This window comes from Halobacillus sp. A5, from assembly GCF_024189315.1.
Lineage (GTDB): Bacteria > Bacillota > Bacilli > Bacillales > Halobacillaceae > Halobacillus_A.
This window is the reverse complement of the sequence record NZ_JAIZEO010000005.1, coordinates 195,893-210,699: the sequence shown is the minus strand read 5'-3', so window position 1 is coordinate 210,699 and position 14,807 is coordinate 195,893. Positions and strand designations below refer to the sequence as shown.

Here is a 14,807-nt window from a genome sequence, read left to right as displayed (position 1 = left end):
TTTCATTAGGCAGGCAGCAGCCACAATTCATATTATTCCGGTTTCGTACCTGTTATTTGGAGAACGGCTGCTCTGATTTACTTCCTGGATACAGTAAATGCTATTTGAGATTAAGCTATTTTACTTAAAAAGACTGACCGTCATATTGACGATCAGTCTACTTTTACTTCTTCTTCTTTATGTCCGTGAATGTCTTCCTCAGGTTTTTCATAATGAACATTTATGAGGTACCCGCCGGCAGCAGGAAAGTCAAATTCAGCCTGATAAGCTCCCGGCTCCACTTCCTCTGCTTCTATAAATTCATGCTTATCCAGCTGGTCGGAGCTGATTTCAAAACTTACTTCCCCTTGTTCAAAGGGTTCCCCGTTTTGTTCAATATGTGCCAGTAATTCAGAGTTTTCTTCTGAAGACAATTCTTCCTGTATCAAGTGTACCGCAAATTCTCCATCTTCATGGGCATGTGAACCTTCTTCATGCTCGTCTTCTTCGTGAGAACTGTCATCACCAGCTTGTACCTCTACTTGAGGCATAGTGTGAACGTCTCTGGCCTGAGTATGAGCAATGACTTGATAAGTACCATCTTCTTCAAATTCATACATTAATTCATAGACACCATCTTCTGTATGTTCTGCTTCTAAGGTCTCTGAGGTGTCTTCCCTTTCTGTATCTTCCCAAATTTCAAATTCTACATAATCTGCATCCTTAACAGGCTCTCCGTCTGCCGTAACTATCGCTTGGATCGGCGTTTCTTCATCGACAGGCAAAGGTTCCTCATCGAAAACAACTTCAACCTCAGGCTGTACAACTTCTTCTTCGTCAGCGGAACTTGAATCATTACCTTCCTCCGTTCCACACGCAGTTAACACAATAAAACACACGAGCATAAGCAGCTTTTTATTCATCATAAAATCTCCTTTTAACCTCACTAGAAATAGAGTATCATTTTTTTTACTCTTTCGCACAGGACAAATCGGAACTATTTTATGACAAAAACAAAAAGCTGACAGAATTGTCAGCCTTCGTCTCCCCATTTATACGTATAGAAATTTTCAGATTGGACCCATCTAAGAGCTTCTGGATCGTTTCTTTCTAAACCTTCGTCTAGCATTTCCAGCATACGGGCCGTTTGGGAAATGTGAGCCCGCATGGCGTTTAATTTTTCTTCCTGCACGTGCCGGATGTCGTGAACAATATCTGGCTTTCCTAATTCGTCTTCTGTGTTGTTGGCAAATGCAACGGCATGCAGGGCAGGACGCATATCCGGTTCAATTTCTCCAAGCGCCCCAACTACTGCGCGGGCTGTTGCTTCATGATCAGGATGGACGGCATAGCCAGGGTAGAAGCTGATTACGAGAGAGGGCTTCAATTCATCTACTAGGTCAGCCACCAGCTTCTTCATATCTTCATCATCTTCGAATTCTAAGGTTTTGTCTCGCAGACCCATCATTCTTAAGTCTTCAATCCCCATCGCTTCCGCCGCTTTTTTTAATTCTTCTTTTCGAATCACGGGCAGAGTTTCGCGTGTGGCAAAGGTTGGCATCCCCAGATTCCTGCCCATTTCTCCCAGGGTGAGACAGGCGTAGGTTACCGGAACGCCTTTTTTTATATACGAGGTAATTGTCCCTGAGACCCCGAAGGCTTCGTCATCAGGGTGGGGGAAAATTACAAGCACGTGCTGTTCATTTTCAATCATAAGAAGGTCACTCCTTGAAACGGGTTCTAATATTCATTATTACGTAAATAAATCGTTAATGAAAGCTATTTGTTTTAAGAGTGCCATTGAGTGCTATATCTATATGATAATTTACTCCCCTTTTTCTTATTCTTTCGAGACAATATCCTGTTTGAAAAGGAAGTTACCTATTGAATGAGGTTTACTGCCATAATTTTTCAGGAACATAACAACGAGAAGCATATTGAGGAGAGGAGTTTATATATGGAGAAACAAGTAGAACAGTTAGTCAGCTGGCTTAGAGAGAAAATTGAGGGAGCAGGAGCAAAGGGTGCACTAGTAGGTGTCAGCGGGGGGATAGATTCTGCAGTCGTCGCTTATTTAATAAAAAGAGCATTTCCTGACAATTCCCTGGGTGTGCTCTTACCTATAAATAAAAAAGTAGAAGACCAGCCAGACGCACTGGCAGTCGTGGAAAATGCAGGTTTAGACTATATAGGAATTGAACTGACGAAAGCTTATGAAGAAACGTACGGAACTATTGAGGGTGAGTTGAGAAATAAAGGTGAATGGAATGAAGACAATGCTCAATTGAGAGGCGCTAATTTGCAGGCACGTTTACGAATGAGTACTCTTTATGCTGTGGCACAAAACTACGGATATTTAGTTGTTGGAACGGATAATGCAGCAGAAGATTATACTGGATATTTCACTAAATATGGAGATGGCGGAGTAGATTTAGTCCCATTGATTCATATGAGAAAAGAAGAGGTTAGAGAAATGGCCGGTTACTTAGGGGTAACTGATACAGTGCTTAATAAAAAGCCGAGTGCTGAGCTGTGGGAAGGACAATCTGACGAAGAAGAAATGGGTATTTCATATGAGGCAATTGATGCATACTTAAGAGGAGAGAGTATTAGTATGGAGGAAGAAGAGACGCTTAGCAGACTGCACGAGAAAAGTGAACATAAGCGGCAGATACCTGCGGGTCCTCCTGAGTTTAAAGAGGAGTGATGAAAATGGCTGATCATACCGCCTTACTCATTATTGATATGATAAACAAAATGGATTTTGATGGAGGAGAGGATCTTCTTGAGCAATCCAGGGAAATTGTGAACCCCATTAATGAATTAAGAAGGCAGGCCAAACAAGCTGGTGTGCCAGTCATTTATGTGAATGACAACTTTGGACTGTGGCAGGATAATGCGGATGAGCTGATTGCTGAGTGCAGGAGGGGTCCGGGTGCTTCCATTATTAAAGAAGTGATGCCGGCTGACGATGACTATTTTATCATTAAACCGAAGCATTCCGGTTTTTTTGGGACTCAGCTGAGTATTCTACTGGAACAGCTTGAGGTTAAGAACCTTATTCTAACAGGAGTTGCAGGGGATATATGTGTGTTGTTTACGGCCAACGACGCATATATGCGCGATTTTATTCTCTGGGTGCCTAAAGACACAATAGCTTCTGAGAAAGTGGAGGATAATAATAACGCCCTTCAGATTATTAAGCGTTCTCTATTTGCCAATATTCAGAGCACAACTGAAATATCAATGAAGGATGCCTTTAAGAATGGTGAATGATTCCGGTTAACGGTTGAGGACTCAGTGGTATGTCATCCGCCGGGTCATCAGCTTGACCGTTCATTAGAAAGATCCGCCTTTGATGCTGGGCAGTGGGTGATATCTTTTTTCATGGTAAAATAGAGAGAGATTCTAAATGAGGGGAAAGGTGAAATATGAAGAAGCGTACCAAATGGTGGACAGCTGTTCTTGTCACTCTCATGCTGGGTATACTCGTTTTACCAGAAGCTTACGCCTATTTCACCCAGAGGAGCTATGAAAGCAATGCAGTTGCTGATTCCGAGACCCCTGAAGGCTTTGAAACTGCTACATTTGCCGGCGGATGCTTTTGGTGTATGGAGGCGCCTTTTGAGAAATTAGCCGGGGTAGACGAAGTGATTTCCGGCTATATAGGAGGCAGCCAGACGAACCCTTCCTATGAAGAAGTATCAGGCGGTGAAACAGATCATGTTGAAGCCGTACAAGTATATTTTGATCCAGAAGTCATTACTTATGCAGAACTATTGAGCGTATTCTGGCGGCAGATCGATCCGACAGATAAAGAAGGCCAGTTTGCGGACCGCGGTGCTCAGTATACAACGGCAATTTTTTATCATTCTAAGGAGAGGAGCAGAAGGAAGAGGCAGAGCAATCGAAGGCTGAAATGGAAGCATCTGGACGTTTTGAAGAAGAAGTAATAACACCGATTAAACAGGCTGAAGATTTTTACCGTGCAGAGGATTATCATCAGGATTACTATAAAAAGAATGAATGGCGTTACGATTATTATCGGGGGAACTCTGGCCGAGATGATTATTTAGAGGAGACATGGGGAGAAGATCGTGAACTGGATCTTCCTTTAAAATAAGAAAAGCCTCTTGAGCTATGGCTCAAGAGGCTTTTTAAAATTGCTGCCCGCTTGTTTCATCATCATTTGATGTTTCTTCAGGCGCAGGATTAGAGTCAAGATCAGAATAACCTACATAACTAAATGCAATAACAATTGTTAATAATATACCGAACAAAAATCTTCTCATTTCTTTTCCCCCATGATGTTTCATTTCACATGTGTAGTTTCAATTAATCATCCATACATCTCACTCTTAGTGTAGACACATTTACTCGCATCATGAATGTCGAATTTTGTCTAATATTAGGAAACACAACTATATTTTACTGACTTTTATCCTGCATTGCAACAGGAATACCAGTATTTTTTCAAAAAATTATGAAACAAGTTTTAGGCCGATAACCCCGATGATTATACATGTCACGAAGAATATTCGTTTCATATTGACTTGTTCTTTAAAGAATAAGATGCCGAGAAGCACGGTTCCGGCTGATCCTATCCCTGTCCAGATACCATAGGCCGTACCTATGGGTAGTTCCCTGAGAGATAACGATAAAAAGTAGAAGCTTAAGAAGCCTGAAATTAGAGCAAACATGCTTGGCTTCAGCTTACTAAGTCCATCTGACAACTTTAAGAAGAACATCCCGAGCATTTCTCCCATGCCAGCAATTACTAAAAACATCCAAGCCAAGGTTATCCCTCCTTTGCGGTGTGAGTTGTTTCATTTGAAGTGTCAGAAAGCTTGAGTCCAATCACCCCAAAGATTAAAAGCACAATAAAAAAGACCTTTCCAGTGCCTGTTCCATCACCGAGAAATGTCATGCCGATCACGGCAGTTCCTGCAGCGCCAATTCCTGTAAATATTGCATATCCTGTACCCATATCAATTAACCGTAACGCTTTTGTGAAAAAGTAGAAACTAATAAAAATAAAAATGACGGTCGCCACTGAGATGAAAGGCTTAGAGAACCCTTCAGACAACTTCAGACCGACTGCCCATCCTATTTCAAACACTGCTCCAATTAACAAGTAAACCCATGCCATTTTTTATCCCTCCTGACTCGCTGCCTGAATTCCAAGCCAGAAAATTTTAAAGCTCGCCTTTTGTCGTTCGACAAGTGTCTCTCTGTCATAAAAATTTTCTTCTAAAAAGAGTCCGTCAATCATCGTATAGAAGGTTGAAGTCAATTCATTTAACTGCAGCGGCCGAATCACACCTGTATCCATTCCTTTTTGAAAGATGGGTCCGATAATCTTAATAACCTGCTCTTCTGTATTCAGAAAGACCTGAAGAATCTGATCGGCGAATTCTTCGGGAGGGAAGAAAGTGAAACGTTTAAAAAAAGCTCCCTCAGTCGAATAGGACATATGATCCACATATAGATTAAAGACCTCGTGGATTTGTTCTTTTATCGATCGGTCCTGCGTATATTCTGTAAAGCCTTTTAAGTGTTCGAGTTCCTTTTGTGCCACTTCTTCGAGGACACGCAGGAAAATTGCTTCCTTGCTCGAGAAATGGTTGTATAATGAAGGTTTCTTAATACCTACTTTATCTGCAATATCGGAAAGACTTGTGTTTTGATACCCATATTGAGCGAAACACTCTAATCCAGCATCAATTATTTTCTGTTCAGTCATAAATAACACCCCACACCACCTAACTAACGGTTGTTAGTTTAAACTTAACATCGTTTTTTTGATTTGTCCAGCACTTGTTTACACATTGCTACGTTTAGTTTTATAGGAGGAGGGGAATGTCAAACTAAAGGATGAATTGTCGGAAAACTTGGCCACTTAATTTTAAAAAGGATGTGTCAACGTGAATACGTACACGCTTGATCGATATGAAGGAACCCATGCCATCCTGATTGAGACGGATCGGCTGGAGAATAAATTAATGGTATTTAAAGAACGGTTGATTGAATTTGCTCAGCCTGGAGATATTATTGCAATTGATTTTGACCACATGGGTAATCTGCGTCATGTGGAAGTGGTTGTTAAACATAGTGATGAGCCTTTAAGTGACCTTGAAGGCGTTTAGGACACCTTTTTAAAAGGGTGTTTTTTATTTATTGATTTTTTGACTCGAACCGCCATAATAAACAGTAAAAACATTCTGACTGAACAATGCCGCGGTCAAAAGATTAGACGGCTCGCTATTCAGTTCTCGGAAATTATTGATATCAATAATGAATGGGCGGTGCTGCTGAAGAATTTAGTAGTCAATCTGCAGCTGCTTGGAATCGAAGTCGTATTAGCTGGATTGGTTTACGCAAAATGGAATTGATCTTGAAGGGGTTAAATCTTTTATAAATGTTCAGCAGGCCTCGAAGTATTTCTTAAAAACAGTATACAAGCCGTCCTTTAAATAACTACAGCCTGAAGGCATCTGCTTCCTTCAGGCTGTGCCATCTTTAAATGCTGTTTGCGATATCCAATCCATCCTCTAATCGCTCTTCGTCTTCCATTGGTGCGTAGATCACCTGATAAATAACTTGATCTTCATCGTCGTACCATTCGAAAGATACAGAAGCCTCTCCTTCCGTTACACCTGCGATCGCGCCTGACTCAAGTGTCATCCGAGTATCGGCTTCCTGTAAATTATTCTCCGGATTATAAATGGTAGTCACCGTAAGTTCGTCTGCATCTGTTGAAGTATAACGGACTTCAGCCTCATTTTCCACAGAAGTTGCTTCAACCCCATCTACATTAAAAGGAACTTCTTCCGGAAGTCCCAGTGCCTCCTGTTCATTTTCGGATAATGAATCCTCTATGGGCTTAGCAAAGGCCTCGGGGTAATTTTCTTTTAACGAAGCTAAAGATATGTCTTCACTTGATGAGCAGCCTGCAATAATGAAAGTCACACTTATTAGTGCAGCGGCAATATTTCTTTTCATATTTAATGTCACTCCTAGAATGGTGCTGCATATCTATCCAAACATTTATTTTAGCATATGTCATTAATTTTAGAAGAAAAAATGAAACGGATGCAATAGTGGTTCGTAATAGATAAGAGGGAATGAAAATTATGAAGTGGGGGATGAATCATATGGATAGCAGCTTTTCTATTCGTTCTTTTCAAGCAAAGGACTTTGATGCGATTCTTGAGTTAAACAGTCAGGAAGGATGGGAGCAGCTTGCTGCTAATAAGGATGAAACATTTCATGGGTGGATTAATTCTGAGCCGGCTCTTGTCCTGACGAATAATGATGAAGTTGTTGGTTACTTAAGAGGGCTTACAGATGGTTCTGTTAGTTTATTCGTGTGTGAGCTGTTGATTCGAAGGGATTATAGAGGTCAAAACTTAGGAAAGATACTCATTGAAGAAGCCCACAGCTGTTATCCTAGCACACGGGTGGAAGTGCTGGCTACGAGTGAGTCAGAGGGATATTACTCCCAGCAAAGCTTCAGACCTTTTTATGGATTTAGAAAAGCGGCAGAAGAGTTCGTATAAAATAAAGAAACGTAGTGAAGCTCCGTCAATAACTGGACGGAGCTTCACTACGTTTAAGTGTCCATGTAATGAGCCAGTTTGGCAGCTGTTGCACGAGGGACAAATTTAGAAGAAAGAGCCAGCGATTGGTTCAGCCAGCCTGGTATGATCACTCGTTTTCCTTTTATAAATCCTAAGAATCCTTGGTCTGCCACCTCTTTAGGACTCATAGTACGAGTAACCAGCTTTGTATGTTCAGCCTTTGCATTATTAAAGAAATTTGTGTCAGTAGCCCCCGGGCAAAGTGTAGATATAGTAAGTCCTGTACCGCTAAGTTCTTCTCTCAGTGCTTCTGTAAAGGACAGGACGTATGCTTTTGAGGCATAATAAGCAGCCATTCTAGGTCCCGGCTGAAAGGCCGCAATACTGGCTACGTTTAATACACCTCTGGGAACGGTTGAGAAAGGTGAGGTTTTCATATCATTTATGAAATAATGAGTAAGCTCCGTCAGCGCGTGGATGTTCACTTGCAGCATCTTTTTTTGTTCGATGAGAGGCAGGTCTTCGAAAGCTCCATTTAGACCAAACCCTGCATTATTCACGAGCACCTCTATAGTTTTTCCTTGTTTTTTTACTTTCTCGTAGAGATTATGTGCACCCTCAGGGTGTGACAAATCTTCCGCAATTACAGTTACATGGTAATTATTTAATTCAGTCTTTAACTGCTGAAGTTTAATTTCGGAGCGGGCTGTTACAATTAAATCATAGCCGGCTTTTGCAAAAAGATGAGCTAGTTCATAACCAATGCCTCCTGAGGCACCAGTAATTAATGCAGTCGGTTTCACAAAATCTCTCCTTTAAATTATACTATCCATTTTCTTACCCTCAAAAAAGAGAATCGAACCATTATTTATTAGATCTCTTCTTTATTGTTTAACATATTACCTGCAGAAATCAACAAAAACGATGTGTGGTCTTTTGGCGGTTATATATGCAGCATGGCAGATAGGTTTGACGAGAATGAGCTCGCCAGTTCCGCATTTTTTCAGCAGAAATGGTTCCCAATGATAGCATCATCCCCCATATTAAATGTAGTAATCTTCCCAGGATCCATTATTACCAAGCGTTTAAAAGATTCGCACTGGTTGACAATATTATCAGAATTTTATACACTGTTTGAAAGCATGAAGCGTAAGAGTAGAGAATGAGATTAGATGAGTTGAGGAAGAAGGATGAGCTGAGTGAACTAAGGAGTCGACGGACGAAAGAGCTGTCTGATGGTCTTAGTCAAATTTTTACTACCCTTTTTCATCCCACATAGAATACCCTCAACGTCTCATTTTCCATAATCAATTATGGAGAGGTGAGCGAAATATGAGTTTAACAACAATGGAATCATTCCTTAATGACGCTGAGGAATACCACACGATTCCAGTTTCCCAATCATTTTATACAGACACACTGACCCCGATTCATATGTTTCACGCCCTGCGCGATGAGGCTGTATATATGTTAGAAAGCCAGGACCCTGAATCCCCATGGTCTAATTTCTCATTCATTGGTTTAGATCCGATGATTGAAGTGAAACAAGTAAATGGATCGTTTATTATTGATGACTTTCAAGAAAATAGAAGCTGGACAGCTGAATCCTTTAAGGAAGCTTTTGAAAAAACGGTGCAGGATCTAAACGTTAAGCAGGCAGAAGTGCCGCTTCCTTTTAAAGGAGGAGCGGTTGGGTATATCGCCTATGATGCGATTTCCGATTATGAACCTGTTCCTTATCCGGAGGCTGACCATATTGATCTTTCCAATTATCATTTATTATTTTGTAAAACATTAATTGCGTATAATCACAAAACAAAAGAAACAACGATATTAACGTTTTCACGGCTCAATGGGGTCGAGCCTGCTCAAGAATATAAAGCAGCAGTCAGCCGTCTGAAAAGGGTAAGTCAGCGATTGAAGGAAAACAGTTTTCTGCCGGATCTTATGCTGACGGACGAGTCATCTGACTACTCAGTTGAGCTTATCAGCAACTATGAAAAAGAAGACTTTAAACGTGATGTGGAGAAAATCAAAGAATATATCTTAGCAGGCGATATCTTTCAAGCTGTATTGTCTCAGCGTTTTCAAACCAGAACCGAACGGAGCGGTTTTGAATTATACAGGATTCTAAGAAAGGTGAACCCTTCCCCTTATATGTTCTATCTGCATTTTGAAGATGTGGAAGTCATGGGCAGCTCACCTGAACGGCTGTTAGAGGTCCAGGACGGCGAGCTTGAAATTCACCCCATCGCCGGTACGAGAAAGCGAGGGGCTACGAAGGAAGAAGATGATGCGCTTGCAGAAGAGCTTCTAGCTGATGAGAAGGAACAGGCCGAACATCGGATGCTGGTAGATCTGGCCCGTAACGACATGGGCAGAGTAGCTGAGTTTGGCAGTGTGAAAGTGTTCGATTATATGACCATCGGCCGCTTCTCGAAGGTAATGCACATCATTAGTAAAGTGACAGGACAGCTGAGGGATGAGGTTTCCCCGATTGATGCCCTCATTTCTGCTTATCCGGCAGGTACGTTATCCGGCGCTCCTAAGATCCGCGCTATGCAAATATTGCGGGAGCTAGAGCCGACTCCCCGCCATCTGTACGGAGGCGGAGTTGTCTATTTAGGTTTTGACGGCAATATTGATTCGTGTATCACGATCCGAACGATGACAAAAGTGGGCGATCAAGTTTATGTACAGGCAGGGGCAGGAGTTGTTGCAGATTCGGACCCTGAATCTGAATATCAGGAAACAATTAATAAAGCCAGTGCTTTAAAACGAACGATAGAAATAGCTGAGCAGGCATTTGAGAAGAGCAGAGAAGGAGTCGAGACGAAATGAAAAACATTTTAAGTGAAGTTGTAGAGGGCAAAACATTAACCGAAGAAGAAGCGTATAAAGTAATGAATGAAATCATGCAGGGCAACGTAACAACAGGACAGTTGATGAGTTTATTATCTGTCATTCGTCATCGCGGGGAAACGGTAGAAGAAATGACAGGATTTGTTCGTGCTATGCGGGCGAACATGACAAAGCTGGACGTTGCTCATGAAGATATAGTCGATACGTGCGGAACAGGCGGAGACGGAAGTTCAACCTTTAACATTTCCACTGCTGTATCTTTAATACTAGCTTCCATGGATGTTAAAGTCGCCAAGCACGGCAACCGTAAAGTTTCTTCAAAAAGCGGAAGTGCAGATGTGCTGGAAACATTAGGAGTCCCGATTGATACCACCCCGGCAGAAGGTGCAAAAGCGATTGCCGAAAAAGGGATGACCTTTATGTTTGCGCCTAATTATCATCAGGCGATGAAGCATGCCGGACCCGCCCGTCAGGAACTAGGCTTCCGTACGGTGTTTAATTTATTGGGTCCTATGTCAAACCCTGCGAACGCCAAACGCCAGCTTATCGGAATTTATGATACAGCCTATGCCGAGAAAATGGCAGAAACGCTGAACAAGCTGGGATCAAAGCACGTTCTGCTTGTGACCGGACATGATGGACTCGATGAGATCACAATGACAGGGGAAACTGATATAGTTGAGCTGAAAGACGGTGAAATTACCCGCTTTACGCTTACCCCGGAGGATCTGGGGCTGAAAAGCGGAAAGCTTGAGGATATCCAAATTAATACGACGAATGAGAGTGCTCAAATCATCGAGCAGGTGCTGCAGGGCTCTGCAAACGAGAGTGCTTTGACCATTGTAAAGATGAACGCGGCAGCCGGATTATATATTGCAGGTAAAGCCAAAGACCTGCGTGAAGGCGTACAACTTGTTCAACAGGCAATTGAAAGCGGCAGAGTGTATAATTATTTCACATCGATTCAGGAAGAAAGGGAGCGACGTCAGTATGCTTGATACCATCCTAGCGATAAAACAGCAGGAAATCGAACGACTTTATTTACCAGAAGCGGCTGAAGTAGATCACTATTCTTTTGCTGACTCTTTACGTAATTCCCCGAATAAAGCAGGGTTAATTGCTGAAGTGAAAAAAGCTTCCCCTTCAAAAGGAATTATCCGCGACGACTTTAACCATGTAATGGTGGGTAAACAATATAACGATGCAGGTGCAGAAGCGATTTCAGTTTTAACGGATCAGCATTTCTTTCAGGGGCACCGCGACTTTTTAACTGACATTAAAAAGTTTGTGCAGGTGCCAGTTATGCGTAAAGATTTCATCATCGATCCTTTGCAGGTTGAAGAAAGCAGTCTGATGGGGGCTGATGCCATTCTTCTAATAGGAGAAGCATTGGAACCGAAGAAGCTGCATGAATTGTATTTACAGGCGTATGAGTCTGGACTTGAAGTACTTGTGGAAGTGCACAGCGAAGACGTATTAGAAGGTGTTCTCAGTGAATTCACTCCTGAAGTATTAGGAATTAATAACCGCAATCTTCACACGTTTGAAACTAAGCTTGAGCAGACGAAACGAATGGCGCGTTTAGCTCCAGAAGAATCTCTGCTCGTCTCGGAAAGCGGCATATTTACGTATGAAGATATTGAAAAAGTTGTAAGCTACGGAGCGCAGGCCGTCTTAGTCGGCGAGTCTCTAATGCGGCAGACTAATATAAAAAAAGCGGTGAAGGATTTAGTGAACGGGGTGAACGTCTAATGCGTGAACCTTTAGTGAAGCTATGCGGTAATCGCTCGGCGAGTGATGTGGAGAAGAGTGCCAATTCCAATGCGACCCATCTTGGCTTTATTTTTGTAAGAAAAACAAAGCGTTATGTCCGTCCTGAACGTGTAGGGCAGTGGGTACGGCGCACGAAGCCGCAGCAGAAGCTGGTCGGTGTATTCGTCAACCCGACGATGGAACAATTGGAAGAAGTGCTTACATTTGTTTCGTTAGATGTAATTCAGCTTCACGGCAGCGAAACAGTGTCAGAAATTCTGAAGATTAAAGAAGCGTTCGGTCTGCCTGTATGGAAAGTTGTTCATCACAGCGATAATGCTATGCAGCAGATGGAAATCTTTAAAGGAGTAGCAGATGGCTATGTGATCGACTCCAAAGTAAAAGGCGCACACGGAGGAACAGGTGTAAGCTTTGACTGGAGTACAGTTGAGGAGTATGTCCGCGTTGCTAACGAACAGAATGTATCCTGCTTTATAGCGGGAGGAATCACGCCTGATAATGTGGAGCAGCTCCTTGATCATGAGCCTGAAGGCATCGACATTTCCAGCGGTATTGAAACAAATGAACAGAAAGATATATATAAAATACAAGCAATCATGAAAGAGGTGGGCCGACATGTTACAAGCTTTTCCTGATATGAAAGGACGCTTCGGAGATTTCGGCGGTAAATATGTTCCAGAAACGTTAATGGGTCCGCTGCAGGAATTAGAAGAAGCTCTTGATGAAGCAATGAACGATCAAGCATTTTTAGATGAATACCATCATGTTCTAAAAGAGTACGCGGGCCGCCCGACATCATTAAGCTATGCAGATCAGCTGAGCGAACATCTTGGAGGCGCAAAGATTTATTTGAAACGCGAAGATTTAAACCATACAGGAGCCCATAAGCTTAACAATGCAATCGGCCAGGGGCTTCTGGCTAAGCGGATGGGCAAAAAGAAAATCATTGCCGAAACCGGTGCCGGCCAGCACGGGGTAGCCTCAGCAACTGTGGCTGCTAAGTTTGGGCTTGAATGTAAAGTGTTTATGGGTGAAGAAGATATCCGCCGCCAGGAATTAAACGTCTTCCGTATGAAGCTGTTAGGTGCAGAAGTCGTCTCGGTATCAAGCGGTAACGGCACGTTAAAGGATGCTACAAACGAAGCCATACGTTACTGGGTAGCGAATTGTGAAGACCACTTTTATCTAATCGGATCCGTGGTCGGACCTCACCCTTACCCTCGTATGGTTCGTGATTTCCAGCGTGTGATTGGGGACGAGTCGAAGAAACAGTTTTTAGAGGTGGAAAAAGAACTTCCTGACCGCATTTACGCCTGCGTAGGCGGAGGCAGCAATGCGATGGGAATCTTCTATCCATTTTTAGGTGACGCACCTGAGTTGATCGGTGTAGAAGCTGCCGGGAAAGGCATCGACACACCGGAACACGCAGCTACTTTAACAAAAGGAACGCCGGGAGTGATTCACGGGTCAATGACCTATTTAATGCAGGATGTAAATGGACAGATTACCGAACCTTACTCCATTTCTGCAGGATTGGACTACCCTGGAATCGGCCCGGAACACGCCCACCTTTTCCAAACTAAGCAGGTCCGCTACGAGTCCATTACTGATGAAGAAGCCCTGGATGCATTAAAAGTTCTAACCCGGCAGGAAGGAATCATCCCGGCGATTGAGAGTGCTCACGCTTTAGCGCAGGCCTTCAAAGAAGCTGCGGAGATGTCGCCTGAGCAAACCATTTTAATTAACTTATCAGGACGCGGGGATAAAGACATGGCGACATTGATGGAACACTTTGAGGAGGGGAACTAATATGCTCACACAAACATCCTTTCAAGGGAAGCTGACGAAAACAGAAGACTTGTTCATCCCGTTTGTTGTAGCGGGCGACCCTACTCCTGAATTAACGATCCAATTTGCGCTGAAGCTGCAGGAAGCTGGTGCAGACATTCTTGAACTAGGTGTGCCTTATTCCGATCCGCTGGCTGACGGCCCTACCATTCAAAGAGCCGCTCAGCGTGCACTGAAGCAGGAAATGTCGCTGACGAAAGCTATTGATCTTGTGCCGAAGCTGCGTGAAGCGGGAGTGAAGATCCCAGTAGTCATTTTCACGTATTATAACCCCGTGCTGCAGCTGGGCTATAACCGTTTCTTTGAAATGCTTGAGGAAAATGGAGCAGAGGGTGTGTTGATCCCTGACCTTCCATATGAGGAAAGCGAAGAAATTCGCGGGCTGGCTGAAGATAAAGAAGTCGAGTTTATTTCACTAGTTGCGCCTAACTCCGATAAGCGGATCAAGCAGATAGCCGAGCACGCCAAAGGATTTCTATACTGTGTTTCTACATTAGGCGTTACAGGCGGAAGCAATCAAATGTCCGCTGAAACCTTATCGTTTATTAAAAAAGTAAAAGAACACAGTAAGGTGCCGGTAGCTGTGGGATTCGGCGTTTCAACAAACGATGACGTGCAGTTAGTGAGAGAGCATTCCGACGGCGTCATCATCGGAAGTAAAATTATCCGATTAATTGAAGGTGAGCTGGAAGCGTTTGAAAATGGAAAAGAAGAGGAAGCACTCGAACGTTTTTATAAGGAGATTCATGAACTCGTAAAATGAAT

At 42.9% G+C, this 14,807-nt stretch carries 21 protein-coding genes; 13 read left to right on the top strand and 8 right to left on the bottom strand.

What is annotated here, in order from left to right; translation table 11 throughout:
• Positions 1-152 precede the first annotated feature (152 nt).
• Both LF822_RS19055 and bshB2 read right to left on the bottom strand, forming a co-directional pair.
• Positions 153-905, bottom strand: a complete 753-nt coding sequence (locus tag LF822_RS19055) for a FixH family protein (RefSeq protein ID WP_253925685.1) — start codon at positions 903-905, stop codon at positions 153-155.
• Between the two features lie 107 nt (positions 906-1,012).
• The gene (gene bshB2 / locus LF822_RS19050) at positions 1,013-1,693 is read right to left on the bottom strand and encodes a bacillithiol biosynthesis deacetylase BshB2 (RefSeq protein ID WP_253925684.1); all 681 of its coding nucleotides are present in this window, start codon (positions 1,691-1,693) and stop codon (positions 1,013-1,015) included.
• 243 nt (positions 1,694-1,936) lie between these two features.
• On the opposite strand from bshB2, the gene nadE reads away from it, so the two are divergent.
• The 4 genes from nadE to LF822_RS19030 all read left to right on the top strand — a co-directional run bounded on the left by nadE (position 1,937) and on the right by LF822_RS19030 (position 4,102).
• Complete coding sequence (gene nadE / locus LF822_RS19045) at positions 1,937-2,686, top strand: NAD(+) synthase (protein ID WP_253925683.1); 750 nt, start codon at positions 1,937-1,939, stop codon at positions 2,684-2,686.
• Between the two features lie 5 nt (positions 2,687-2,691).
• Positions 2,692-3,255 (top strand): cysteine hydrolase family protein, encoded by a 564-nt coding sequence (locus LF822_RS19040; protein WP_253925682.1) that lies wholly within the window; start codon positions 2,692-2,694, stop codon positions 3,253-3,255.
• A 155-nt stretch (positions 3,256-3,410) separates the two neighbouring features.
• The gene (gene msrA / locus LF822_RS19035) at positions 3,411-3,932 is read left to right on the top strand and encodes a peptide-methionine (S)-S-oxide reductase MsrA (protein WP_253925681.1); all 522 of its coding nucleotides are present in this window, start codon (positions 3,411-3,413) and stop codon (positions 3,930-3,932) included.
• Positions 3,899-4,102, top strand: a complete 204-nt coding sequence (locus tag LF822_RS19030; RefSeq protein WP_253925680.1) for a peptide-methionine (S)-S-oxide reductase — start codon at positions 3,899-3,901, stop codon at positions 4,100-4,102. Before msrA ends, LF822_RS19030 begins: the two co-directional genes overlap by 34 nt.
• A 34-nt stretch (positions 4,103-4,136) precedes the next feature.
• Here LF822_RS19030 and LF822_RS22940 read toward each other — a convergent pair whose 3' ends face one another.
• The 4 genes from LF822_RS22940 to LF822_RS19015 form a co-directional block, all read right to left on the bottom strand.
• Positions 4,137-4,271 carry a hypothetical protein gene (locus LF822_RS22940; protein WP_256522384.1) on the bottom strand — a complete coding sequence of 45 codons (135 nt, stop codon included), beginning with the start codon at positions 4,269-4,271 and terminating at the stop codon, positions 4,137-4,139.
• A 189-nt stretch (positions 4,272-4,460) separates the two neighbouring features.
• A complete protein-coding gene (locus LF822_RS19025) occupies positions 4,461-4,775 on the bottom strand; it encodes a DMT family transporter (RefSeq protein ID WP_253925679.1) in 315 nt (104 codons plus the stop codon).
• A 2-nt stretch (positions 4,776-4,777) separates the two neighbouring features.
• Positions 4,778-5,128: a DMT family transporter gene (locus LF822_RS19020; protein ID WP_253925678.1), complete on the bottom strand. Its 351-nt coding sequence runs from the start codon at positions 5,126-5,128 to the stop codon at positions 4,778-4,780.
• Positions 5,129-5,131: 3 nt separating this feature from the next.
• Positions 5,132-5,722 (bottom strand): TetR/AcrR family transcriptional regulator, encoded by a 591-nt coding sequence (locus LF822_RS19015; protein ID WP_253925677.1) that lies wholly within the window; start codon positions 5,720-5,722, stop codon positions 5,132-5,134.
• 181 nt (positions 5,723-5,903) lie between these two features.
• On the opposite strand from LF822_RS19015, the gene LF822_RS19010 reads away from it, so the two are divergent.
• A complete protein-coding gene (locus LF822_RS19010) occupies positions 5,904-6,125 on the top strand; it encodes a DUF3006 domain-containing protein (RefSeq protein ID WP_253925676.1) in 222 nt (73 codons plus the stop codon).
• A gap of 39 nt (positions 6,126-6,164) precedes the next feature.
• The gene (locus LF822_RS19005) at positions 6,165-6,371 is read left to right on the top strand and encodes a hypothetical protein (RefSeq protein WP_253925675.1); all 207 of its coding nucleotides are present in this window, start codon (positions 6,165-6,167) and stop codon (positions 6,369-6,371) included.
• Positions 6,372-6,498: 127 nt separating this feature from the next.
• Here the strand turns inward: LF822_RS19005 and LF822_RS19000 are convergent, their stop codons facing one another.
• Complete coding sequence (locus LF822_RS19000; protein WP_253925674.1) at positions 6,499-6,981, bottom strand: hypothetical protein; 483 nt, start codon at positions 6,979-6,981, stop codon at positions 6,499-6,501.
• A gap of 152 nt (positions 6,982-7,133) precedes the next feature.
• On the opposite strand from LF822_RS19000, the gene LF822_RS18995 reads away from it, so the two are divergent.
• Complete coding sequence (locus LF822_RS18995; protein ID WP_253925673.1) at positions 7,134-7,538, top strand: GNAT family N-acetyltransferase; 405 nt, start codon at positions 7,134-7,136, stop codon at positions 7,536-7,538.
• A 53-nt stretch (positions 7,539-7,591) separates the two neighbouring features.
• Here the strand turns inward: LF822_RS18995 and LF822_RS18990 are convergent, their stop codons facing one another.
• Positions 7,592-8,362: an SDR family NAD(P)-dependent oxidoreductase gene (locus LF822_RS18990; RefSeq protein WP_253925672.1), complete on the bottom strand. Its 771-nt coding sequence runs from the start codon at positions 8,360-8,362 to the stop codon at positions 7,592-7,594.
• Between the two features lie 529 nt (positions 8,363-8,891).
• On the opposite strand from LF822_RS18990, the gene trpE reads away from it, so the two are divergent.
• The 6 genes from trpE to trpA are packed head-to-tail and all read left to right on the top strand — an operon-like array spanning position 8,892 to position 14,805.
• Entirely contained in the window at positions 8,892-10,400 is a 1,509-nt protein-coding gene (gene trpE / locus LF822_RS18985) for an anthranilate synthase component I (RefSeq protein WP_253925671.1), read from the top strand.
• Complete coding sequence (gene trpD, locus LF822_RS18980; RefSeq protein ID WP_253925670.1) at positions 10,397-11,419, top strand: anthranilate phosphoribosyltransferase; 1,023 nt, start codon at positions 10,397-10,399, stop codon at positions 11,417-11,419. The genes trpE and trpD overlap by 4 nt, the downstream gene beginning before the upstream one ends.
• A complete protein-coding gene (gene trpC, locus LF822_RS18975; protein WP_253925669.1) occupies positions 11,412-12,173 on the top strand; it encodes an indole-3-glycerol phosphate synthase TrpC in 762 nt (253 codons plus the stop codon). The genes trpD and trpC overlap by 8 nt, the downstream gene beginning before the upstream one ends.
• The gene (locus LF822_RS18970; RefSeq protein ID WP_253925668.1) at positions 12,173-12,829 is read left to right on the top strand and encodes a phosphoribosylanthranilate isomerase; all 657 of its coding nucleotides are present in this window, start codon (positions 12,173-12,175) and stop codon (positions 12,827-12,829) included. The genes trpC and LF822_RS18970 overlap by 1 nt, the downstream gene beginning before the upstream one ends.
• Positions 12,810-14,003, top strand: coding sequence for a tryptophan synthase subunit beta (gene trpB, locus LF822_RS18965; protein ID WP_253925667.1), 1,194 nt, complete (start codon positions 12,810-12,812; stop codon positions 14,001-14,003). The genes LF822_RS18970 and trpB overlap by 20 nt, the downstream gene beginning before the upstream one ends.
• Position 14,004: 1 nt before the next feature.
• The gene (gene trpA, locus LF822_RS18960) at positions 14,005-14,805 is read left to right on the top strand and encodes a tryptophan synthase subunit alpha (protein ID WP_253925666.1); all 801 of its coding nucleotides are present in this window, start codon (positions 14,005-14,007) and stop codon (positions 14,803-14,805) included.
• Positions 14,806-14,807: the final 2 nt, after the last annotated feature.

What these genes read in the sequence shown, in the direction of transcription:
- LF822_RS19055 (WP_253925685.1), bottom strand. Translation starts at nt 905, where the DNA reads ATGATGAATAAAAAGCTGCTTATGCTCGTGTGTTTTATTGTGTTAACT.
- bshB2 (WP_253925684.1), bottom strand. Translation starts at nt 1,693, where the DNA reads ATGATTGAAAATGAACAGCACGTGCTTGTAATTTTCCCCCACCCTGAT.
- nadE (WP_253925683.1), top strand. Translation starts at nt 1,937, where the DNA reads ATGGAGAAACAAGTAGAACAGTTAGTCAGCTGGCTTAGAGAGAAAATT.
- LF822_RS19040 (WP_253925682.1), top strand. Translation starts at nt 2,692, where the DNA reads ATGGCTGATCATACCGCCTTACTCATTATTGATATGATAAACAAAATG.
- msrA (WP_253925681.1), top strand. Translation starts at nt 3,411, where the DNA reads ATGAAGAAGCGTACCAAATGGTGGACAGCTGTTCTTGTCACTCTCATG.
- LF822_RS19030 (WP_253925680.1), top strand. Translation starts at nt 3,899, where the DNA reads ATGGAAGCATCTGGACGTTTTGAAGAAGAAGTAATAACACCGATTAAA.
- LF822_RS22940 (WP_256522384.1), bottom strand. Translation starts at nt 4,271, where the DNA reads ATGAGAAGATTTTTGTTCGGTATATTATTAACAATTGTTATTGCATTT.
- LF822_RS19020 (WP_253925678.1), bottom strand. Translation starts at nt 5,128, where the DNA reads ATGGCATGGGTTTACTTGTTAATTGGAGCAGTGTTTGAAATAGGATGG.
- LF822_RS19015 (WP_253925677.1), bottom strand. Translation starts at nt 5,722, where the DNA reads ATGACTGAACAGAAAATAATTGATGCTGGATTAGAGTGTTTCGCTCAA.
- LF822_RS19000 (WP_253925674.1), bottom strand. Translation starts at nt 6,981, where the DNA reads ATGAAAAGAAATATTGCCGCTGCACTAATAAGTGTGACTTTCATTATT.
- LF822_RS18995 (WP_253925673.1), top strand. Translation starts at nt 7,134, where the DNA reads ATGGATAGCAGCTTTTCTATTCGTTCTTTTCAAGCAAAGGACTTTGAT.
- trpE (WP_253925671.1), top strand. Translation starts at nt 8,892, where the DNA reads ATGAGTTTAACAACAATGGAATCATTCCTTAATGACGCTGAGGAATAC.
- trpD (WP_253925670.1), top strand. Translation starts at nt 10,397, where the DNA reads ATGAAAAACATTTTAAGTGAAGTTGTAGAGGGCAAAACATTAACCGAA.
- trpC (WP_253925669.1), top strand. Translation starts at nt 11,412, where the DNA reads ATGCTTGATACCATCCTAGCGATAAAACAGCAGGAAATCGAACGACTT.
- LF822_RS18970 (WP_253925668.1), top strand. Translation starts at nt 12,173, where the DNA reads ATGCGTGAACCTTTAGTGAAGCTATGCGGTAATCGCTCGGCGAGTGAT.
- trpB (WP_253925667.1), top strand. Translation starts at nt 12,810, where the DNA reads ATGTTACAAGCTTTTCCTGATATGAAAGGACGCTTCGGAGATTTCGGC.
- trpA (WP_253925666.1), top strand. Translation starts at nt 14,005, where the DNA reads ATGCTCACACAAACATCCTTTCAAGGGAAGCTGACGAAAACAGAAGAC.